At 55.7% G+C, this 21,219-nt stretch carries 24 protein-coding genes; 23 read left to right on the plus strand and 1 reads right to left on the minus strand.

Going from position 1 to position 21,219, the window contains the following annotated elements; translation table 11 throughout:
- Positions 1 to 7 precede the first annotated feature (7 nt).
- The 3 genes from VGM55_RS11330 to VGM55_RS11340 all read left to right on the plus strand — a co-directional run bounded on the left by VGM55_RS11330 (position 8) and on the right by VGM55_RS11340 (position 2,660).
- Positions 8 to 1,471, plus strand: a complete 1,464-nt coding sequence (locus VGM55_RS11330; RefSeq protein WP_154185214.1) for an anion permease — start codon at positions 8 to 10, stop codon at positions 1,469 to 1,471.
- Positions 1,472 to 1,601: 130 nt separating this feature from the next.
- The gene (gene rna / locus VGM55_RS11335) at positions 1,602 to 2,408 is read left to right on the plus strand and encodes a ribonuclease I (protein WP_154185215.1); all 807 of its coding nucleotides are present in this window, start codon (positions 1,602 to 1,604) and stop codon (positions 2,406 to 2,408) included.
- Between the two features lie 93 nt (positions 2,409 to 2,501).
- Entirely contained in the window at positions 2,502 to 2,660 is a 159-nt protein-coding gene (locus VGM55_RS11340) for a hypothetical protein (RefSeq protein WP_154185216.1), read from the plus strand.
- Between the two features lie 96 nt (positions 2,661 to 2,756).
- Here VGM55_RS11340 and VGM55_RS11345 read toward each other — a convergent pair whose 3' ends face one another.
- On the minus strand, positions 2,757 to 2,918 hold the full coding sequence (locus tag VGM55_RS11345; RefSeq protein ID WP_167549831.1) for a hypothetical protein: 162 nt from the start codon (positions 2,916 to 2,918) through the stop codon (positions 2,757 to 2,759).
- A 496-nt stretch (positions 2,919 to 3,414) separates the two neighbouring features.
- Between VGM55_RS11345 and VGM55_RS11350 the strand changes: the two genes are divergently transcribed.
- The 20 genes from VGM55_RS11350 (at position 3,415) to VGM55_RS11445 (ending at position 20,770) form a co-directional block, all read left to right on the plus strand.
- Positions 3,415 to 4,791, plus strand: coding sequence for a GntP family permease (locus tag VGM55_RS11350; protein WP_331635492.1), 1,377 nt, complete (start codon positions 3,415 to 3,417; stop codon positions 4,789 to 4,791).
- A gap of 160 nt (positions 4,792 to 4,951) precedes the next feature.
- Positions 4,952 to 5,362: a nucleoside diphosphate kinase regulator gene (gene rnk, locus VGM55_RS11355; protein WP_154185218.1), complete on the plus strand. Its 411-nt coding sequence runs from the start codon at positions 4,952 to 4,954 to the stop codon at positions 5,360 to 5,362.
- 311 nt (positions 5,363 to 5,673) lie between these two features.
- A complete protein-coding gene (locus tag VGM55_RS11360; protein WP_154185219.1) occupies positions 5,674 to 6,060 on the plus strand; it encodes a hypothetical protein in 387 nt (128 codons plus the stop codon).
- Between the two features lie 73 nt (positions 6,061 to 6,133).
- On the plus strand, positions 6,134 to 7,195 hold the full coding sequence (locus tag VGM55_RS11365) for a methyltransferase (RefSeq protein ID WP_154185220.1): 1,062 nt from the start codon (positions 6,134 to 6,136) through the stop codon (positions 7,193 to 7,195).
- A gap of 70 nt (positions 7,196 to 7,265) precedes the next feature.
- Positions 7,266 to 7,988, plus strand: coding sequence for a beta-ketoacyl synthase chain length factor (locus VGM55_RS11370; protein WP_331635493.1), 723 nt, complete (start codon positions 7,266 to 7,268; stop codon positions 7,986 to 7,988).
- Entirely contained in the window at positions 7,967 to 8,800 is an 834-nt protein-coding gene (locus tag VGM55_RS11375) for a lysophospholipid acyltransferase family protein (RefSeq protein WP_331635494.1), read from the plus strand. The genes VGM55_RS11370 and VGM55_RS11375 overlap by 22 nt, the downstream gene beginning before the upstream one ends.
- Positions 8,781 to 9,038, plus strand: coding sequence for a phosphopantetheine-binding protein (locus tag VGM55_RS11380; RefSeq protein WP_038474790.1), 258 nt, complete (start codon positions 8,781 to 8,783; stop codon positions 9,036 to 9,038). Before VGM55_RS11375 ends, VGM55_RS11380 begins: the two co-directional genes overlap by 20 nt.
- Positions 9,039 to 9,050: 12 nt before the next feature.
- A complete protein-coding gene (locus VGM55_RS11385) occupies positions 9,051 to 9,302 on the plus strand; it encodes an acyl carrier protein (RefSeq protein ID WP_154185223.1) in 252 nt (83 codons plus the stop codon).
- Positions 9,303 to 9,308: 6 nt separating this feature from the next.
- Entirely contained in the window at positions 9,309 to 9,890 is a 582-nt protein-coding gene (locus VGM55_RS11390) for a hypothetical protein (RefSeq protein ID WP_154185224.1), read from the plus strand.
- On the plus strand, positions 9,887 to 11,248 hold the full coding sequence (locus VGM55_RS11395; protein ID WP_154185225.1) for an AMP-binding protein: 1,362 nt from the start codon (positions 9,887 to 9,889) through the stop codon (positions 11,246 to 11,248). The genes VGM55_RS11390 and VGM55_RS11395 overlap by 4 nt, the downstream gene beginning before the upstream one ends.
- Complete coding sequence (locus tag VGM55_RS11400) at positions 11,235 to 11,588, plus strand: hydroxymyristoyl-ACP dehydratase (RefSeq protein ID WP_154185226.1); 354 nt, start codon at positions 11,235 to 11,237, stop codon at positions 11,586 to 11,588. Before VGM55_RS11395 ends, VGM55_RS11400 begins: the two co-directional genes overlap by 14 nt.
- Positions 11,579 to 13,270, plus strand: a complete 1,692-nt coding sequence (locus VGM55_RS11405) for a glycosyltransferase family 2 protein (protein WP_154185227.1) — start codon at positions 11,579 to 11,581, stop codon at positions 13,268 to 13,270. Before VGM55_RS11400 ends, VGM55_RS11405 begins: the two co-directional genes overlap by 10 nt.
- Before the next feature lie 3 nt (positions 13,271 to 13,273).
- The gene (locus VGM55_RS11410) at positions 13,274 to 13,696 is read left to right on the plus strand and encodes a thioesterase family protein (RefSeq protein ID WP_331635495.1); all 423 of its coding nucleotides are present in this window, start codon (positions 13,274 to 13,276) and stop codon (positions 13,694 to 13,696) included.
- The gene (locus VGM55_RS11415; protein WP_331635496.1) at positions 13,693 to 14,298 is read left to right on the plus strand and encodes an outer membrane lipoprotein carrier protein LolA; all 606 of its coding nucleotides are present in this window, start codon (positions 13,693 to 13,695) and stop codon (positions 14,296 to 14,298) included. The genes VGM55_RS11410 and VGM55_RS11415 overlap by 4 nt, the downstream gene beginning before the upstream one ends.
- Positions 14,267 to 16,591 (plus strand): MMPL family transporter, encoded by a 2,325-nt coding sequence (locus VGM55_RS11420; protein WP_331635497.1) that lies wholly within the window; start codon positions 14,267 to 14,269, stop codon positions 16,589 to 16,591. The genes VGM55_RS11415 and VGM55_RS11420 overlap by 32 nt, the downstream gene beginning before the upstream one ends.
- On the plus strand, positions 16,588 to 17,172 hold the full coding sequence (locus tag VGM55_RS11425; RefSeq protein ID WP_154185230.1) for a DUF3261 domain-containing protein: 585 nt from the start codon (positions 16,588 to 16,590) through the stop codon (positions 17,170 to 17,172). The genes VGM55_RS11420 and VGM55_RS11425 overlap by 4 nt, the downstream gene beginning before the upstream one ends.
- Before the next feature lies 1 nt (position 17,173).
- Entirely contained in the window at positions 17,174 to 18,343 is a 1,170-nt protein-coding gene (locus tag VGM55_RS11430) for a beta-ketoacyl-[acyl-carrier-protein] synthase family protein (protein ID WP_154185231.1), read from the plus strand.
- Entirely contained in the window at positions 18,340 to 18,816 is a 477-nt protein-coding gene (locus tag VGM55_RS11435) for a 3-hydroxy-fatty acyl-ACP dehydratase (RefSeq protein WP_331635498.1), read from the plus strand. The genes VGM55_RS11430 and VGM55_RS11435 overlap by 4 nt, the downstream gene beginning before the upstream one ends.
- The gene (locus VGM55_RS11440) at positions 18,813 to 19,544 is read left to right on the plus strand and encodes a 3-ketoacyl-ACP reductase FabG2 (protein WP_331635499.1); all 732 of its coding nucleotides are present in this window, start codon (positions 18,813 to 18,815) and stop codon (positions 19,542 to 19,544) included. Before VGM55_RS11435 ends, VGM55_RS11440 begins: the two co-directional genes overlap by 4 nt.
- Positions 19,541 to 20,770 (plus strand): beta-ketoacyl-ACP synthase, encoded by a 1,230-nt coding sequence (locus tag VGM55_RS11445; RefSeq protein ID WP_154185234.1) that lies wholly within the window; start codon positions 19,541 to 19,543, stop codon positions 20,768 to 20,770. Before VGM55_RS11440 ends, VGM55_RS11445 begins: the two co-directional genes overlap by 4 nt.
- Positions 20,771 to 21,219: the final 449 nt, after the last annotated feature.

The following is a 21,219-nucleotide window of genomic DNA, read 5'->3' on the forward strand; positions in this document are numbered from 1 at the left end:
ATCAGTTATGTCTGTTTCAAAAGATAAAATATGGAAGTTATTGGCCCCGCTGCTGGTCATGGCCGTGATGCTGCTCATTCCGGTTCCTGACGGCATGCCTCCTCAAGCCTGGCACTTTTTTGCCGTCTTTGTTGCCATGATAGTCGGGATGATCCTGGAGCCTATCCCGGCAACAGCAATCAGTTTTATCGCGGTGACCATCTGCGTCATTGGCAGTAATTACTTGCTGTTTGATGCCACGGAGCTGGCGGACCCCGCCTTTAAAGCGGGTAAGCAGGCACTAAAATGGGGGCTGGCCGGTTTCTCGAGCACCACCGTCTGGCTGGTGTTTGGCGCGTTCATTTTTGCTCTGGGCTATGAAGTTACCGGCCTGGGCCGTCGCATCGCCCTGTTTATGGTTAAGTTTATGGGGAAACGCACGCTGACGTTAGGCTATGCGATTGTCATTATCGACATCCTTCTTGCCCCTTTCACACCCTCAAATACCGCGCGCACAGGCGGGACCGTTTTCCCGGTCATTAAAAATCTGCCGCCGCTGTTCAAATCCTTCCCTAACGATCCTTCCTCACGCCGCATCGGCGGCTACCTGATGTGGATGATGGTCATCAGTACCAGCCTCAGTTCTTCCATGTTCGTCACCGGTGCCGCACCTAACGTGCTGGGCCTGGAGTTCGTGAATAAGATCGCAGGCATACAAATAGGCTGGTTACAGTGGTTCCTGAGCTTCCTGCCTGTCGGTCTCATTTTACTGATCGTGGCTCCCTGGCTTTCTTACGTACTGTATAAACCCGAAATCACCCATAGCGAGGAGGTTTCTAACTGGGCGGGTGAAGCGCTAAAAGAAATGGGCGCCCTTACGCGCAAAGAATTTACGCTGATTGCCCTGGTTTTACTTAGCCTCGGCCTCTGGGTGTTTGGCGGAAAAATAATTGATGCCACCGCCGTCGGCCTACTTGCGGTATCCTTGATGCTGGCGCTGCACGTCGTTCCATGGAAAGAGATAACCAAATATCACAGCGCCTGGAATACGCTGGTGAACCTGTCAACGCTGGTTGTCATGGCCAGTGGCCTAACCCGCTCAGGTTTTATCGACTGGTTCGCCAACACGATGAGTACCCACCTGGAAGGCTTTGCGCCGAATACCACCGTGATAGTACTGGTGCTGGTGTTTTACTTTGCCCATTATCTGTTCGCCAGCCTGTCGGCGCATACAGCCACCATGCTGCCGGTGATCCTTGCCGTGGGAAAAGGCATTCCAGGCGTCCCAATGGAGCACCTGTGCATCCTGCTGGTGCTTTCTATTGGTATCATGGGCTGCCTGACGCCTTATGCCACCGGACCGGGCGTCATTATCTACGGCTGTGGCTACGTTAAGTCAAAAGATTACTGGCGGCTGGGAGCCATTTTCGGGGTCATTTATATTGCCATGCTGCTGCTTGTCGGCTGGCCGATTCTGGCGCTCTGGAGCTAACGGCGCGGGTTCGCTGGACGCCAGATTTTTGCTTTTCCAGATAAGCGAAGAGCCGGTCAGTTAAAGCTGAGCGGCTTTTTTTATGGTTTAATAAAAACATCGAAAAATAATTAGCACTCGGGATCCCCGCATGAAATCACCGTGGAAAGAAGTCTTACTTCTCACCGCCTCACTGCTCCCTGCTGTCGCAGCCCATGCCGACCCGCTGCAGCCCAGCCAGTACGGGGACTTTGACCGCTACGTGCTGGCACTCTCCTGGCAAACCGGCTTCTGTCAGAGCATGCATGACCGCAACCGTAATGAGCCAGCGGAGTGCAAGACTCAGCAGGAACAAGCAGATAAAAGCGCATTCCTTACCGTTCACGGCCTCTGGCCCGGATTGCCAAAATCCGTCTCTTCCCGTGGTGTAGATGAAAAACGCTGGATGCGCTATGGCTGTGCGACTCGCCCCATCCCGAATATGGCCGAAGCCAGAGCCTCAAACAAATGCGCTGCGCCGGATACCGGGCTTTCCGTTGAAATGGCGTCAAAACTGGCGGGTGTGATGCCCGGTGCTGGAGGCCAGTCCTGCCTTGAGCGCTACGAATACGCCAAACATGGCGTTTGCTTTGGTTTTAACCCGGACGATTACTTCGGCACCATGGTGCGGCTTAACGGCGAAGTGAAGCAGAGCGAGTTTGGTAAATTTCTAGCCCAGAACTACGGCCAGGTGGTAACGCGTAAGGCGTTCAACAAGGCCGTGAAGAACACCTGGGGCAGCGACGCCGTAGAAGCCATAAAGCTAACCTGCGACGGCAATCCAGCCTTTCTCACGGAAATGCAGATCTCACTGCTGGCAGATAAGATCAACCAGCCGCTGCAAAGCGCCTCGTTTGCACCGCAAAAACATCCCGGTAACTGCGGGAAAAGCTTCCGCCTGGATGCGGTTGGCTACTGAGCAAAGATAAATACTGAAGTCAAAAATTAATCGCATCACTATTTGTTCAGGTTTTTTGGTTATAGCCTTCAGGTATCGGAACTGGAGGTCATCATGAGCAGAACAAAACGGTATTTACTGCAGTTAAAAGCGCAGTTTGAAAGCGAAGGTAAAAAGCAAAAGCTACTGGGCTTTATTTGGCTCTCGCCACAGCAGCGCTACGAGATCCTCAAAGAGCTTCTGCTGCCGATTGCAGAACACAATGTTCGTTAAAATCATGCGGACCAGCGAATAAATCGCTGGCCCGCTCGTTCAATAATTCGAAAATACATCTCTTCTGCTACGGAATTACCGAACTGAAAGCCTGAATTAATAACCTGCGGCTTTATTAGCAGCCTTAATTCTTTCATTTCTCATATTTTTATCATGCGAGTCTTTGGCATTTAATATTTCACCCGTCGCGCTGATAAAATCCGAGGCCGTACAGCCGGTTAGCAGTAGCGCCGTAGAGAAAAAAACCGCTTTAAGCATAGAACCATCCATGATGAAATTAATACTAACAATATCAACCAACTAGATTAAAAACACAAAGAAACTGCATTTCCCAATGATATTCAACGGGCGTGGATTTTAGCCAGCGTGAAAATAAATAAAAGAATTTTCCGCCCCGTTGAAATAAATTACCCATAAAGGATTACTGCCAGAAAAACATAATAAAAACACAGTCGTTCTACTGTCTGCCGACAACTGGATATCCCTTGGGGTAAATTCTATCCCCCATATCCTCTGCCTGCGAGCCAAACCCGACACAGGTGCGTGTCAGATTTTCCCTGGCCAAACAATTCTCTCGTACAGGTTTCACCCTGATTATTTTGATTGTTTGAACTTCATCCCAAAATGTAAACGAACATGACAGAGTTCGTTTACAGCCGCCCCAATGTTACCGATATCATGTTACCGGTATCAGCTGTATCTGATGGCACACCATTGGTGCATTCATCTAAAAATTCGGCTCTGGGGAAATAATATGACTGAAATAACAACAAGTTTAGGCGCAGGAACCCTGTTGGGAATTGCCGCCAGTTCCGTCGTGCTCCTGCTCGTGTTGATCATGCGTTTTCGCGTGCATGCCTTCCTGGCGCTGACCCTGGTAAGCGTCGTGGTGGCACTCGTGACCGGCGTTCCCTTCGATAAAATCGTCCCGACGATTCTGGGCTGTTTCGGCAGCACGCTGGCGGGAGTAGCTTTGCTGGTTGGTCTCGGCGCCATGATTGGCCGACTGCTGGAGATTTCCGGCGGGGCAAAGGTGCTGGCCGACACTCTGGTGGGCACCTTCGGCTCGCACCGGGCCCCCTTCGCGCTGGGCGTCGCGTCCCTGCTGTTCGGCTTCCCTATCTTCTTCGACGCGGGCCTGGTGGTGATGCTGCCGATTATTTTCAGCGTGGCGAAGCAGTTTGGTGGCTCCACGCTGAAATATGCCCTCCCGGCGGCCGGCGCCTTTGCCGTTATGCATGCCCTGTTGCCGCCTCATCCAGGGCCGGTTGCCGCCAGCGAGCTGCTGGGGGCAAACATCGGGCTGCTGGTCGTCGTGGGGCTGATTATCGCCATCCCGACCTGGTACATCGGTGCCTATCTGTTTGGGCTGTATGCCGGGAAGAAATTCGATATTCCGCTGCCTGGCTCCTTCCTTGGTAAAATTGAGGCTGACGAAAACCACCAGCCACCGTCGTTCGGCATGGTCATGACGATTCTGCTCATGCCGCTGGTGCTGATTTTCCTGGATACCGGCCTTAACACCGCCACGGTACTCGGCTGGGTCAGCGCCGACAACACGCTGGTTAACTTCTTACGTATGCTGGGCAAAACGCCAATTGCGTTGCTGATCACCGTGCTGTTTGCGCTGGCGATATTCAGCGGTAAACACAGTCGCCAGCATCTGGAAAAAGTCTGTGACGGCGCCCTCGGCCCTATTTGCGGCATTATTCTGGTCACCGGCGCGGGCGGCATGTTCGGCGGCGTACTGCGTGCAAGCGGCATTGGTGATGCGCTGGCTGGCGTACTCTCGGATACCGGAATGCCGGTTATCGTTGCCGCATTCGTTATATCAACCGCGCTCCGCGTCGCTCAGGGATCTGCAACCGTCGCGCTGACGACCACCGCCGCGCTGGTCTCGCCGATGGTCGAAGCCACCACCGGCCTCAGCCAGTTTGACTTGTGCTTTATCGTTATCGCCATCGCAGGCGGCGCAACCGTCCTGTCTCACGTGAATGACTCGGGCTTTTGGCTGGTGGGGCGCTTCCTGGAAATGGACGAGAAAACGACGCTGAAAACCTGGACGGTCATGGAAACGTTGATCGGGACCATTGCCTTCCTGCTGGCAGCGTTGGGCAGCGTGATTTTGTAAGCGGCGAAGGCAAAGCCAAAATGTGAGTTATCTCGCTTTCAACTGTACGCTAAGCTCAGTATCATCATTCTTACATGAACAACCCTCGCCGGTTTCGGTGAGGGTTTTTCTTTGTAAGCTTTCAGCACATGAGTGCCCTGTTTTTTACACGGAGAGAATAATGTCCAGACCTGCCATCATCATTAACGAACTAGACGCCGAACGCCTTGACCGCCTGCTGGAACAGCCGCAGTACGCCAAAGCCCCGGTGGCAGAGGCGCTAAACGCCGAGCTGGATCGCGCTGAGATGTGCAGCCCGGAAAAGATGCCACCGGATGTTGTATCCATGAACAGCCGCGTAGAGTTTCGCGATTTAAGCACCCGGGAAGTCCACGTTCGTACGCTGGTCTACCCGGCAAACCTGACCGACAGCGACAGCCAGCTGTCCGTTATGGCACCGGTTGGTGCCGCGCTGCTGGGCCTGCGGGTGGGAGATGCGATCAACTGGATCTTACCAAACGGCAGCCAGACGAACCTCGAAGTTCTGGCGCTGCAATACCAGCCGGAAGCCGCCGGTGAATTCCATCGCTAATCCTGTCCCCCCTCTGTCTCTACAGGGGGGAATCTGCCACAGCGATTATTTTTTACTTCCATTACCCGCTTATATCGCTTAATTTCAACTACCAATAGTTATAGTTTCTGTACAAAAAGAAGATTTATCTTTGTTTAATTAATTGACAAAGCTGATATCATTCATGCCAGTGCATTTTATTTTGCTGAAATGTAAATATCCGTACCAGATAAATAACATATCACCCCTCACTCATTGACGTAGATTATCTATTAATGTTATTCACGGCGGTGCCGATATATTTCCGATGGTTATTTATAAATGGAGAAGTTATGAAAAAGGTTGCAAAGTTATTCGGTATGTTTGTGATTTTAGGGGTTCTCGCTGGCTGTGCGCGTACGGCACCTATCGCGAATATTCAAACAACCGTTAGCGCGGGTCACACTGACGCGCAGGTTAAAAATGCGATTCTTAAAGCCGGTATTCAGCGCCAGTGGATAATGAACGAAGTTAGCCCTGGGGTTATCAAAGCCCGCCAACAGGCTCGTGATTTCACTGCAGACGTGCGCATTAATTACACCGCGAATGGCTATTCTATTAATTATGAAAACAGTCTGAACCTGCGCGCTTCCGACGGCAAAATCCACAAAAACTACAACCGCTGGGTTCGCAATCTCGACAAAGATATTCAGGTCAATCTCGCCTCTTCGGGTCTGTAATTATGCTTAACGCTGGGCCTGGCGGCTCAGCGTTTTCTTATTGTTATTGCTACGTTAACAGGTTACGCAACGCATGTACGAACAGGACAGTCTTAGCGCACTGGATGCTATCACGGAAGCCCAGCGAATCGCTTTTGCCCCCATGCTATTTCAAACGGCGCTCTGCCTGCGCAATGCTGGCGTACTCGCTTACCTCGATCGGCAAGGTAAACGTGGTGCAACTCTCGAAGAAATAACAGAACACTGTGACGTTAACGAATATGCTGCCAGCGTTTTACTGGATATGGGCCTAAGCGGGCGTATTATTTTCCGGCAAAATACGCATTATTTCCTGGCTAAAATAGGTCATTTCCTGGTGCACGACACCATGACGCGTGTGAATATGGATTTTACCCAGGACGTTTGCTATCAGGGGCTGTTCTTCCTGGAAGACGCGCTAAAAGAGGGCAAGCCTTCGGGCCTGAAAGTTTTTGGCAACTGGCCAACCATTTACCCGGCGCTCTCGCAGTTACCAGATTCAGCCCGTGAAAGCTGGTTTGCTTTCGATCATTACTATTCCGATGCGGCTTTTGAAGCAGCCTTACCACATGTTTTCGCCAGCCAACCGGCTCGTCTTTATGACGTTGGTGGAAATACGGGGAAATGGGCATTACGCTGCTGCAAATATGATGAAAAAGTGGCGGTTACCCTCCTGGATTTACCGCAACAAATTGCACTCGCGCGTGAAAATATAGAGAATGCAGGGCTTTCCAGACGTATTGATTTCCACAGCGTAGATATGCTGAGCGATTCCCCCCTGCCCGGAGAGGCAGATATCTGGTGGATGAGCCAGTTCCTGGACTGCTTCTCGCCGGAGCAAATCATTACGCTTCTCAGCAACGTTGCCCGGGTGATGAAGCCGGGCGCAAGGCTCTGCGTGATGGAACTGTTTTGGGACGCACAAAAATTTGAAGCGGCTTCGTTTAGTCTTAACGCCTCTTCGCTTTACTTTACCTGCATGGCCAACGGCAACAGCCGTTTTTACAGCGTAGAGAAGTTTTATCGTTATCTGGAAATGGCTGGGTTCCAGGTTTCAGAACGCCACGATAACTTAGGCGTGGGTCATACCTTGCTGGTATGCCAGAAAATCTCCTGACCCAGCGCGCTCAGCGCTGGTGCTTAGTGTAACCGTAATATAATCATTGAATTATCGCAGAATCACGCGGATGAAATTTACACTTAACATTATTGACTGGCAGGCGAAAGCGCCGGGCCTCAGCAACGCGACAGAGTGGCAACAGTGGTCACAGCGCGGGCAGGCTATCGACCCCACGCTCCCCCTGGGTGCATTAAGCGAGCTTCCGATGATGACGGCCCGCCGCCTCAGCTCAGGTAGCAAACTGGCCGTTGACTGCGGGCTGGCAATGCTGCGTCGCCATCAAATTGATGCGGTGCTGTATACCAGCCGCCACGGAGAACTCGAGCGTAATTACCGCATTTTGCACGCGCTGGCGACGGAACAACCGCTCTCTCCGACGGATTTCGCACTTTCGGTTCATAATTCATCCGTTGGTAACCTCACGATTGCCGCGAAAAAACCGATTACGTCAGCCTCACTGTCCGCCGGTAAAGACACCTTCCAGCAGGGGCTGTGCGAAGTCATCTGCCTGCTGCAGGCGGGTTACCAGAAAGTCCTGATGGTTGACTTTGACGGCCAGCTGCCGACGTTTTACCACCCGCATATCGCGCCGCAGATGCCCACCTGGCCGTACGCCGTTGCGCTGGTCTTTGAGGCGGGAAGCAGCCTACGGTGCAGCACGCAAAAAAGCGAGGCCACCGGCGAACCCACATTGCCGCAAAGCCTGCTGTTTTTACAGCACTATTTGAATGACTGTTCGGCCTTTACCCTACCGGGCGAGCGTGTTGAATGGCAATGGAGTCGCGCATGAGCGGCGTTGCGGCACGGCTAAACTGGCTATGGCGACTGGTCATGACGGGCTTCTGTTTTGCGCTGTTTGGCCTCGGCGGGCTACTGCTCTCTACCGTTTGGTTTAACTTACTGTTGGTGTTTATCAGGGATACTGCAACACGTCGCCGCATCGCGCGCCGCAGTATTGCCGCAAGCTTTCGCCTTTTTCTGACGATCGCAAAAACCATCAGGGTGCTGGACTACCATATTGAGGGGCGGGACATTCTTCACGCCGAGCGCGGCTGCCTGGTGGTGGCCAACCACCCAACGCTGATTGACTACGTTCTGCTCGCATCCGTCATGCCCGAGACAGATTGCCTGGTTAAAGATGCGCTGCTTAAAAACCCGTTTGTCAGCGGCGTCATTCGTGCCGCGGACTATCTGGTTAACAGTCAGGCCGACGCGCTATTACCCGCCAGCCGCCAGCGGCTGCAGCAAGGTGACACAATTTTGATCTTTCCCGAGGGCACGCGAACGCAGCCCGGCGGTAAAATGACGCTTCAGCGCGGTGCGGCCAATATCGCCGTGCGCTGCGGCAGCGACTTACGCGTTGCGACGATCCACTGCAGTGAGAACCTGCTGGACAAGCAAAGCAAATGGTACAATGTCCCGCCAGCAAAACCCTTATTTACCGTCAGGGTGCGCGAACGGATAAGCATTGACCAGTTTCACCAGGCAAATTCACAAGAACCGGCGCTGGCGGCAAGGCAGCTAAACCGGCATCTTTTGCTTCAATTACAACAGGGGACAAACCCTCTTTCGGGTATTAATGATGCAAGCGCTCTATCTTGAAATTAAAAATCTCATCATAAACACACTCAATCTGGATGAAATGTCGAGCGACGACATTGACACCGATGCAGCACTCTTTGGCGAGGGTTTAGGCCTGGACTCGATTGATGCTCTGGAACTGGGGCTGGCGGTGAAAAACCAGTATGGCGTGGTGCTTTCCGCTGAGAGCGAAGAGATGCGCCAGCACTTCTTTTCCGTTGCCACGCTGGCATCTTTCATTCACGCTCAACGAGCCTGAGGAGAGTCCGTTATGACCGATCCACACGCTATTTATGAAGAAGTTTCCGCGCTGCTGGTGAAGCTGTTTGAAATCGATCCTCAGGACATCAAACCTGAAGCTCGCCTGTACGAAGATCTGGAATTAGACAGCATCGATGCTGTGGATATGATTGTCCATCTGCAAAAGAAAACCGGCAAAAAAATCAAACCGGAAGAGTTCAAAGCCGTTCGCACCATACAGGATGTGGTCGACGCGGTAGAACGTCTGTTACAAGAAGCGTAACGCGCTATGCCGTGCGCTCGCGCTTTTCCGGGTGTACAGCTGCTGACGGGACTGCTGCTGCTGGCCTGGCCAGGCATTATTTGGCTGGGTCTGGCACATAACAGCCTGCACTGGCTGCTACCGCTCATGGCTCTGCTGCTGTTTGTCCGCTTTCGCCAAACCCGACGACAGGCTGGTCCTTTGCGGATCGTCACCCAGGTTGTGGCCGTCGCTGGGATAGTGCTGTGCGCGGCCAGTTATCTGCTGAAAACGCACCAGCTGCTGCTGTTTTACCCGGTGGTGGTAAACAGCGTGATGCTTGCCGTCTTCGGCGGATCACTCTGGTCCGCTATGCCGATTGTCGAACGTCTGGCACGACTGCGTGACCCCGAACTTCCTGAGACGGCGGTGCGTTATACCCGCCGCGTCACACAAATCTGGTGCCTGTTTTTTATTGCCAACGGGAGCATTGCGCTGTTCACCGCGCTGTATGGTGATATGGCACTGTGGACGGCCTGGAACGGCATGATTGCCTATCTGCTGATGGGGACGTTAATGGCAGGAGAGTGGCTGGTACGCCGTCGGGTGATAAAAAGAGAATCACAATGAAGCAACCTCTTTCTCTGGCGAGGTGGTTAACCGCTCCGCGCCCTTCCTCCACGATTGTTGCCTGGCTTGGCAACCAGGAGTGGACGCTGGAACATTTGCGCCACGACGTCGCACAGCTGATGCAGCACATGGCCCATCGCCCTGGCCAGCGCTGGGCGCTGTGCTTTGAAAACAGCTACCTGTTTCTTGTGGCAATGCTGGCGACGCTTCACGCCGGAAGAACGCCGGTTATCCCAGGGCACTGCCGGGTCGCGCTGCTTAATGAGCAATGCAGCCTGTTCGACGGCGTATTGAGCGACAAAGACCTTGCCTGGCAGGGGCCACTCTGTATTGTGCGTTCAGAGCAAAAAATAGCAGAAGAAGCCGTCTTTTTCCCCGATATTGCTGACGATGCTTTCGTGGAACTGTTCACCTCGGGTTCAACCGGCACGCCTAAGCGTGTGATCAAATCCATCACCCATCTCGACCACGAGGCCGCGCTGCTGACGGCGCATTTTGCCGAACGGTTTGAAGGGTGCAGAATCGTCGCCTCGGTGGTGCCGCAGCACCTCTATGGGCTCACCTTCCGCATCTTTTTACCGATGGCGCTTGGGCAACCACTTCACGCGGCGATGCTTTACTACGCCGAACAGCTTGCCGCGCTGAGCCCCAGGCACCGCTATGCGTTTATTAGCAGCCCGGCTTTCCTGAAACGTCTTGATCTCCAGCTTTCACCACCACCGGTAGACATTATTCTCTCGGCGGGCGGCCAGCTCCCCTGGCAAGATGTTGCGCAGGCATCTCGCTGGCTGGGCGTATTCCCGGATGAAATTTATGGCAGTACCGAAACCGGCGTACTCGCCTGGCGCTACCGCGAGCGAGATGACATTCCCTGGTGGCCGTTCCCAGGCATAAACATCGCCGCTGAGGGTGAATCTTTCCGTGCCCGTTCACCGCTCATTGCCGCACAAGATGGCCTGCTGCTGGACGACATCCTGCACTTTGATGCTGACGGAACATTTCGCCTGATGGGGCGCCGCGGGCGCGTCGTCAAAATTGAAGAAAAACGCATTTCACTGACCGAAATTGAGCAGCGCTTGCTGACGCTGGAGGGCATCTGTGAGGCCGCCGCCCTGCCGGTTTCACGCGGCGGGCGTCAGGGAATTGGCGTCTTACTGGTTCTCAATGAATCAGCACGCCAGCGCTGGCAGCAGCGCAGCGGTAAAGCCCAGGAAATGGCATGGCGAAGGTCGCTTCAGCCCTGGCTTGAACCCGTCGCCATGCCGCGCTACTGGCGCGTGGTGGACGAAATTCCGGTCAATAACATGAACAAGCGTGTCTATGCGCAATTACAGGAGTTATTTCATGAAACCTCATGAAATTGAGCGCCATCAGGCACGGCCAGAAACGCTGGAAGTTGTGCTTTATCTCGACCCTTCCCTGTTTTGGTTCAAAGGCCACTTTGCCGTACAGCCTCTGCTGCCGGGCGTTGCCCAACTGGACTGGGTGATGCTGTATGCCCGCGAGCTGCTGGCATCGGACTACCGTTTCCACAGCATTCAGAACGTGAAGTTCCAGGCTCCGCTGCTGCCGGAATCCACCGTCACATTAATGCTGGAATGGCAGGAAGCCCGGCAGATCCTGAGCTTTAGCTTTAAGCGCCACGACGGCGAGGAACGCCATACCGCCAGCAGCGGGAAGATTCGTTTATGTCGCTGACTTTTCGCCCCTGCGTACTCATCCCCTGCTACAACCACGGGGCGATGATGCCACGCGTTCTTACGCGTCTGGCCCCCTTTGGTTTACCCTGCATCGTGGTGGACGACGGCAGCGACGAGGTCACCCGCCAGACTCTTGAACAACTGGATGCTCAACATGCAAACCTGACGCTGATTCGCCTGCCGGCGAATGCCGGAAAAGGTGAAGCCGTCATTCAGGGGCTGAAAATTGCCGCCGAAAAGGGCTATACCCACGCCGTACAGGTCGATGCCGACGGGCAGCACGCCGTTGAAGATATCCCGAAATTGCTTGCGCTGGCACAGCTGCACCCGGACGCGCTCATCTCCGGGCAACCCATTTATGACGATTCCATTCCTCGCTCACGCTTGTATGGCCGCTGGGTAACCCACGTGTGGGTGTGGATAGAAACGCTGTCGCTGCAGCTTAAAGACAGCATGTGCGGGTTCCGCGTTTATCCGGTAGCCCCTACGCTGCAGCTGGCTAAACGCGTTCCCCTGGGCAAACGGATGGACTTCGACACCGAAGTCATGGTGCGCCTCTACTGGCAGGGCAACACCAGCTATTTCGTGCCAACCCGCGTCACCTATCCGCAGGACGGCCTGTCGCACTTTGACGCGCTGAAAGATAACTGCCGTATTTCGCTGATGCACACCCGCCTGTTCTTCGGCATGCTGCCGCGCATCCCTTCCCTGCTGTTCCGCCGTAAAAAACAACACTGGGCAAAACAGAAAGAGGTTAAAGGCTTGTGGGGAATGCGCCTGATGCTGCTGGTCTGGCGCCTGCTGGGACGAAGGGCATTTTCGCTGCTGCTTTATCCGGTCGTGGGCGTTTACTGGCTCACCGCACACCGCGCTCGTAAAGCCTCACAAAGCTGGATTTCACGCGTACGCACGCAGCTGGCGGCCCGCAGCATGCCGATACCGGAAAACCTGACCAGCTTCCGCCACTTCCTGCGCTTTGGCGATGCCATGCTGGATAAAGTCGCTGGCTGGCGTGGCGAACTGCAGCTGGGTCGTGATGTTTTGTTCGCCTCAGGCGCGGAACAAACGCTCAACACCAGCAGCACCGCGGGAAAACTGCTTCTGGCGTCGCATCTTGGTGACGTTGAAGCCTGCCGCTCGCTGGCTCAACTTGAGGGCAGCAAAACCATCAATGCCCTGGTGTTCAACGATAACGCCCAGCGCTTTAAGCAAATTATGCAGGAGATGGCGCCCGAAGCCGGATTAAACCTGATACCGGTGGCCGACATTGGGCCGGAGACCGCCATGCTGCTCAAAGACAAGCTGGATCGCGGCGAGTGGATTGCCATCGTTGGCGATCGCGTCGCGGTTAATCCCCAGCGCGGCAACGAATGGCGCGTTTGCTGGAGCCCGTTTATGGGCCAGGTGGCCCCGTTCCCGCAGGGCCCGTTTATTCTGGCTTCGATTTTGCGCTGCCCGGTCGAGCTGATTTTTGCACTCCGTCAGGACGGCAAGTTACGCATTCATTGTGAACCCTTTGCCGACCCGCTGCTGCTGCCACGTGCGGAGCGCCAGGCCGCACTGCAACGCACCATCGACCGCTACGCGGAGCGCCTTGAACACTATGCTCTGCAATCGCCGCTCGACTGGTTTAATTTTTTCGATTTCTGGCAACTGCCGGACATCAAAGACAAGGAGTAAAGGGTGCACAACGATCCCCGTTTTACCGCTGAAGTCGAGTTGACCATCCCTTTTCATGACGTCGATATGATGGGTGTTGCCTGGCACGGCAACTATTTTCGCTACTTCGAAATCGCCCGTGAGGCGCTGCTTAATCAGTTCAACTACGGCTACCGCCAGATGAAAGAGTCGGGGTATTTGTGGCCGGTGGTCGATACCCGCGTGAAATACCGCAACGCGCTGACCTTTGAACAGCGTATTCGCGTTCGGGCGCGCATTGAGGAATACGAAAACCGCCTGCGCATCGGCTATGAAATTTTTGATGCGGAAACCGGAAAGCGAGCCACCACCGGCTATACCATCCAGGTTGCGGTCGAAGAAAAAAGCCATGAATTGTGCTTTGTCTGCCCGGATATTCTGTTTGAACGTATGGGAGTAACTCCATGAAATACTGGCCAATGCTGGCACTGCTGATCAGCCCCTTCGTCAACGCTCTGACGCTTGACGCTCTACAACAGCGTTTTACCGAACAGCCGGTTATCCGCGCCCATTTTGAGCAGAGCCGCACTATCAAAGATCTGCCTCAGCCGCTGAAATCATCCGGCGAGATGCTGATAGCCAGGGATAAAGGTCTGCTGTGGGACCAGACCAGCCCTTTCTCCATGAAGCTGCTGCTGGATGACACCCGAATGGTCCAGGCCATCAACGGCCAGCCACCTCAAACAATCACCGCGGAAAATAACCCGCAGATGTTTCAGTTTAACCACCTGCTGCGGGCGCTGTTCCAGGCCGACCGCAAAGTCCTGGAGCAAAACTTCCGCGTGGAGTTTACCGATAAAGGCGAAGGCCGCTGGACGCTGCGCCTGATGCCAATCGTCACGCCGCTGGATAAGATCTTCGCCACCATAGACCTGGCAGGCGGCCAGTATCTGGACAGCATTCAGCTGAATGACAAACAAGGCGATCGCACGGATATCGCACTCTCTCAACATCAACTGACCCCGGCCAAGCTCACCGATGAAGAACGCCAACGCTTTGCCAGTCAGTAACCGCAAAACCCCTGCCGTGCTGTGGGGAATCGCCTGCCTGATCATGCTGGCGGCTTTACTCACGCTATTGCCCGGTTCGAGGATGAACAGCAGCGTGCTGGCCATGCTGCCAAAACAGGCGCTGGGCGCTATTCCTCCCGCCCTGAACGATGGCTTTATGCAGCGTCTGGACAAGCAGCTGGTCTGGCTGGTCAGCCCGGGGAAAAAAGCCGACCCGACGGTGGCGCAGGCCTGGCTTGCTCTCCTGCAGCGCTCTCATGCGCTTGCGGAAGTCAAAGGCCCGATGGACGCCGCCACCCAGCAACAATGGGGGGCTTTTTTCTGGCAACATCGCAACGGCATGCTCGACGGCGACACGCGAGCACGCCTGCAAAACGGCGGTAATGCTCAGGCGCAGTGGATTCTCTCTCAGCTTTACTCCGCCTTTTCCGGCGTTAGCGGTAAAGAGCTGCAAAACGATCCGCTGATGCTGATGCGTGGCTCACAGCTTGCCATGGCCAAAAATGGCCAGCGCCTCAGGCTAATGGACGGCTGGCTGGTGACGCAGGATGAGCACGGCAATTACTGGTATTTACTGCACGGTGAACTGGCAGGTTCCTCCTTTGATATGCAGCAAACGCACGCTCTGGTTACCACCCTGGACTCGCTGAAACAGCAAGTAACAGGGCGCTACCCACAGGCGCAAATTCTGTCGCGCGGCACGGTATTTTACAGCGACTATGCCAGCCAGCAGGCGAAGAAGGATATTTCAACGCTGGGTGTAGCCACCCTTCTCGGCGTGGTGCTGCTGATTGTGGCGGTCTTCCGCTCGCTGCGTCCGCTGCTGCTGTGCGTTATTTCCATCGGTATCGGCGCGCTTGCCGGTACCGTTGTCACCCTGCTTATCTTCGGCGAACTACACCTGATGACGCTGGTGATGAGTATGAGCATCATCGGTATTTCCGCCGACTATACGCTTTACTACCTGACCGAGCGCATGGTGCACGGCGGCGAAGTCACGCCGTGGCAAAGCCTGGCGAAAGTGCGTAACGCGCTGCTTTTGGCGCTGTTCACCACCGTCGCCGCCTACCTGATAATGATGCTCGCCCCGTTTCCAGGCATTCGGCAAATGGCGGTTTTCGCCGCCGTGGGGTTAAGCGCTTCCTGCTTTACGGTCATTTTTTGGCACCCGTGGCTTTGCCACGGCCTACCGGTTCGCCCGGTTCCAGCCATGGTCCTTATGCTGCGCTGGCTGGCCGCCTGGCGACGGAATAAAAAACTCGCCGTTGGGCTGCCTGTTGCGCTGGCAATCTTCTCGCTGGCGGGCATTTCGACACTCAAAGTCGATGACGATATCTCTCAGCTACAGGCGCTGCCACAGCATTTGCTCGCCCAGGAGAAAGCCATTACCGCCCTGACCGGGCAAAGCGTCGACCAGAAATGGTTCGTGGTCTATGGCAATTCCCCGCAGCAAACGCTGGAGCGGCTTGAGGCCTTTACGCCCGCGCTGGAGCAGGCAAAGCACAGTGGCCTGATCGGGGGCTACCGTACGCTACCGATCAACTCGCTTGTTCGTCAACGGCAGGATTTAACGCTTTTACAGCGTGCTACCCCGGCCGTTGCGCAGGCACTGCAGCAGGCCGGGCTACAAACGGTTACGCCAGATCTTAGCCCGATGCCGGTATCGGTAGCCGACTGGCTAAAAAGCCCGGCAAGCGAAGGATGGCGCCTGCTGTGGATCACGCTGAGCAATGACGAAAGCGGCGTGCTGGTGCCGGTTGATGGCGTTAAGCAAACCGACGCATTAAACGGACTTGCAGCAAAACAGCCGGGCGTGGCCTGGGTAGACAGGAAAGACACTTTTGACGCGCTGTTCGCGCTTTATCGGCATATTCTGACCGGCCTGTTGCTGGTGGCATTAGCCGTCATCGCCTGCGGTGCCATGCTCCGTCTTGGCTGGCGCAAAGGGCTTATCAGCCTGGTGCCTTCTATTCTGTCACTGGGCTGCGGCCTGGCCGCTTTATCGCTGAGCGGTCACGCCGTGAACCTGTTTTCGCTGCTGGCCCTCGTCCTTGTGCTCGGCATCGGCATTAACTACACGCTGTTTTTCAGCAACCCGCGCGGCACGCCGCTGACCTCCCTGCTCGCCATCACGCTGGCAATGGCCACAACGTTACTGACGCTCGGCATGCTGGTCTTTAGCGCCACGCAGGCAATAAGCAGTTTTGGCATCGTTCTGGTCAGCGGGATTTTTACCGCCTTCCTGCTGTCGCCGCTGGCCATGCCCGCTAAAAAAGGGAAAAGAAGAAAATGATGAAGCTTAACTTTTGGCACGCCGTACCGCTTGTTGCCGCGCTGATGCTTACCGGCTGTAGCCACTCGCAAAAAGACCAGCAAGGTCGCCCGCAGGCCTGGCTGGAGCCTGGCGCGCGCGTCACGCTCCCGGCTCCGGGGATCTCCCCGGCGGTGAACGCCCAGCAACTGCTAACCGGCAGCTTCAACGGACAAACCCAATCGCTTTTGGTGATGCTTAGCGCTGACGATAAAAAGCTGACGCTGGCCGGTTTGTCTTCGGTAGGTATCCGCCTGTTTCTCGTCACCTACGATGAGAAGGGGCTGCATACAGAACAATCGATCGTCGTCCCACAGATGCCTCCGGCAAGCCAGGTTTTGGCCGATGTGATGCTAAGCCACTGGCCGATTTCCGCCTGGCAGCCACAGTTGCCGAAGGGCTGGACGCTCACCGACAAAGGCGATAAGCGCGAGCTACGCAATGCCAGCGGCAAGCTAGTGACCGAAATCACCTACCTGATGCGTAAGGGCCAGCGCGAGCCGATAAGCATTCAGCAGCATGTCTTTAAGTACCACATCACCATTCAATATCTGGGTGACTGAGATGATTTATATTTCCGCCGTCGGGATGATAAACGCGCTGGGCAATAACCTCGATGACATCGCCGCCAATCTGACTCAGGGCTGCGCGCCCGGTATGCGGCCACGCAGCGGCTGGCTGCAGGGGCACTCAGAGGCCGTTTTGGGTGGCGTTGACGGTGAGCTACCGGCCATTCCGGATACCTTCGCCGCCCACCGCTCCCGTAACAACCAGCTGCTTTTAGCGGCGCTGGCGCAAATTCAGCCGCAGGTGGATGATGCGATTAAAAAGTATGGCCACGACCGCGTTGCGGTGGTCCTCGGCACCAGCACCTCCGGGTTGGATGAAGGCGATAGCCATGTCAACCTGACGCTTAACGGCAAAGAGAGCGGCGCCTGGCATTATCCTCAGCAGGAACTCGGCGACCCTTCCCGCTTTCTTAGCCACTGGCTACAGCTTGAGGGACCTGCGTTTACGCTCTCCACCGCCTGCTCCTCAAGCGCCAGGGCGATTATCAGCGGGCGACGCCTGATTGAAGCCGGGCTTGCCGATGTTGCCATCGTCGGCGGAGCCGACACGTTAAGCCGCATGCCGGTCAACGGCTTCCACAGCCTTGAGTCACTTTCCGCCGAGCTGTGCGAGCCCTTCGCCAGAGATCGCCACGGCATTACAATCGGTGAAGGCGCCGCGTTAATGCTGCTGACCAAAGCGCCGCAGCCCATCGCGCTGCTTGGCGTGGGTGAGTCCAGCGATGCTCATCATATTTCAGCCCCTCATCCGGAAGGTGAAGGGGCTATTCGCGCTATTCAACAGGCGCTTGCCGACGCAGGAATGACGCCGGGCGAGGTCGGCTACGTCAACCTGCACGGCACCGCCACGCCGCTAAATGACAAGGTTGAGTCCAGCGTCATGCACGCGCTGTTTGGTGAGCAGGTTCCCTGCAGCTCGACCAAGCATCTTACGGGGCATACGCTGGGGGCGGCGGGCATTACCGAAGCGGCCATTGCCATGCTGATTTTGCAGCGGGACCTGCCCCTGCCTCCGCAGGATTTCAGCCGTTCACCTCGCGATCCGGCCCTGCCGCCCTGCGGCATTATTGACAGCACGAGGCCGCTTGAGCGCCCGGTTATCCTCTCAAACTCTTTCGCCTTTGGCGGAAACAACGCCAGTATTCTGCTCGGGAGAATGCCATGAGCCACTACTTACACCCGGCGGAATACCTGCCGCACGACACGCCAATGCTGCTGCTTGAAGACGTCATCAACGTCACGGACGACACCACCATTTGTGAGGTGACGGTCACCGAAACCGGCGTGCTGGGGCCGTTTATTGATGATCGGGGGAGCCTGCCGGGCTGGTATGCGCTTGAGCTGATGGCACAGACCGTCGGCGTCTGGTCCGGCTGGCATCGTAAACAACATGGGCAGGACAGCATTAGCCTTGGCATGGTGCTTGGCGCACGAGAGCTCGTCTGCGCGGCCGGCATACTGCCTGCAAACGCCAGGCTCACCATTACGGTAAAATTATTAATGCAAGACGAGCGCTTCGGCAGTTTCGAATGCGCAATTAGCGTAGGCAATGAGACGCTGGCAACCGGCCGGATCAACACTTTCCAGCCCACCACAGAAGAGTTAACAACGCTTTTTCATCAGGGATCTACAGCATGAGTCGTTCTGTTCTGGTTACCGGTGCCAGCAAAGGCATTGGCAGCGCCATCGCCCGCAAGCTTGCCGCCGATGGGTTTGTTATCGGCGTACATTACCATCGCGATGCCGAAGGGGCGCAGCAAACGCTCGATAGCATCCTGGCCGCGGGCGGTGCCGGCCGCCTACTCTGTTTTGACGTGGGTAACCGCGAACAATGCCGCGAAGTGCTCGAGCAAGATATGGAAGCACACGGCCCGTGGTATGGCGTGGTGAATAACGCAGGTATCGCACGTGATGCGGCGTTTCCGGCGCTCAGCGACGATGACTGGGATGCGGTGATCCACACTAATCTGGACAGCTTCTACAACGTTATCCAGCCGTGCATTATGCCGATGATTGCTACTCGCCGGGGCGGTCGCATCATCACGCTTTCTTCGGTGTCCGGCATAATGGGTAACCGCGGCCAGGTTAACTACAGCGCGGCCAAAGCGGGTATTATTGGCGCAACCAAGGCACTGGCCATTGAGCTGGCAAAACGTAAGATTACCGTGAACTGCATCGCTCCGGGCCTTATCGATACCGGCATGATTGAAATGGAAGAGGCGGCGCTGAAAGAGGCGATGTCGATAATCCCCATGAAGCGCACCGGCCAGGTAGAGGAAGTCGCCGGGCTGGCCAGTTATTTAATGTCTGATATTGCGGGCTACGTAACCCGACAGGTTATTTCCATCAACGGAGGGATGCTATGACACGTCGTGTCGTGATTACGGGCATGGGCGGCGTCACCGCCTTTGGAGAGGACTGGCAGAGCGTATCCGCCAGGCTGCTGGCGTATGAAAATGCGGTGCGCAAAATGCCGGAGTGGCAAGTTTACGACGGGCTGCATACGCTGCTCGGCGCCCCCATTGATGACTTTACACTACCGGAACACTATACCCGCAAGCGCATTCGTGCCATGGGGCGGGTCTCACTGATGTCGACCCGCGCGACTGAACTTGCCCTGGAGCAGGCAGGGTTAATCGGTGACGCCGTGCTGACCAACGGCGAAACGGGCATTGCTTACGGCTCATCAACCGGCAGTACCGGCCCGGTGAGTGAGTTCGCCACCATGCTGACGGAAAAGCACACCAATAACATTACCGGCACGACCTATGTTCAAATGATGCCGCACACCACCGCCGTCAATACCGGGCTGTTCTTTGGTCTGCGCGGCCGGGTTATCCCGACCTCCAGCGCCTGTACATCTGGCAGCCAGGCCATTGGCTATGCGTGGGAGGCTATCCGCCACGGTTACCAGACGGTGATGGTTGCCGGAGGCGCCGAAGAACTCTGCCCTTCCGAAGCCGCAGTGTTCGATACCCTGTTTGCCACCAGCCAGCGTAACGACCAGCCTAAAACGACCCCCTCGCCTTTCGACCAGAAGCGCGACGGCCTGGTGATCGGCGAAGGTGCCGGTACGTTGATTCTGGAAGAACTGGAGCATGCGAAAGCGCGTGGTGCCACCATCTACGGTGAGATAGTTGGCTTTGCCACCAACTGCGATGCGGCGCACATCACCCAGCCGCAGCGCGAAACCATGCAAATCTGCATGGAACAGTCGCTAAAAATGGCTGGCCTGAGCGCGCGGGATATGGGCTATATCTCGGCTCACGGTACGGCAACCGACCGCGGTGACATCGCGGAAAGTCTGGCCACAGAGGCTATCTATGGCAACAGCGTGCCAATCTCTTCGCTGAAAAGCTACTTCGGACATACGCTGGGCGCCTGTGGTGCACTCGAAGCCTGGATGAGCCTGCAGATGATGCGTGAAGGCTGGTTTGCTCCGACCCTAAACCTGAGCCAACCGGACGAACAATGCGGCGCACTGGACTACATCATGGGTACAGCGCGGAAGATTGACTGCGAGTTCCTGCAGAGCAATAACTTCGCTTTCGGGGGGATTAATACCTCTATTATCATTAAGCGCTGGGCTTAATATTTTTCCCTCACCGTGGCCCTCTTCTACAGGGGAGAGGGCATTGTCGTGCTGTTCATACTTTTCCTACAAGGGCAGGCTGTTAGTCATAAATACCTACGCTTATGCAGGGGCGGCTAAGGTTCCGTTCACCCGTAGATCTATTTTCCCTGCACGTTCAGAGACGGTGAACGTGTCAGGTGGCATTACGCCATGCCCCCTGACGACCCCCGGCGCCCGGCGAGCTCATCGCCGCTGAAGCGGTAAACCCACCGGCTATCACCCAAACATTCGGGGTCGTTCGCGATTCGTTCCCGACGATCGCTCTCTTTCGCTGCTCCCGGCAGCTCAACCCCGTCTGAGTTGGGTCATAACCGGGGGCGATGAGAGCCGGGGACAAGGGCGTGGCTGTAGGTCTTGAAGCGACAGTGACTTTCAGAATTGCTGCGGGTTTAAAGCGAGGCTCGGTT

This window comes from Cedecea sp., from assembly GCF_036500665.1.
Taxonomy (GTDB): domain Bacteria; phylum Pseudomonadota; class Gammaproteobacteria; order Enterobacterales; family Enterobacteriaceae; genus Cedecea.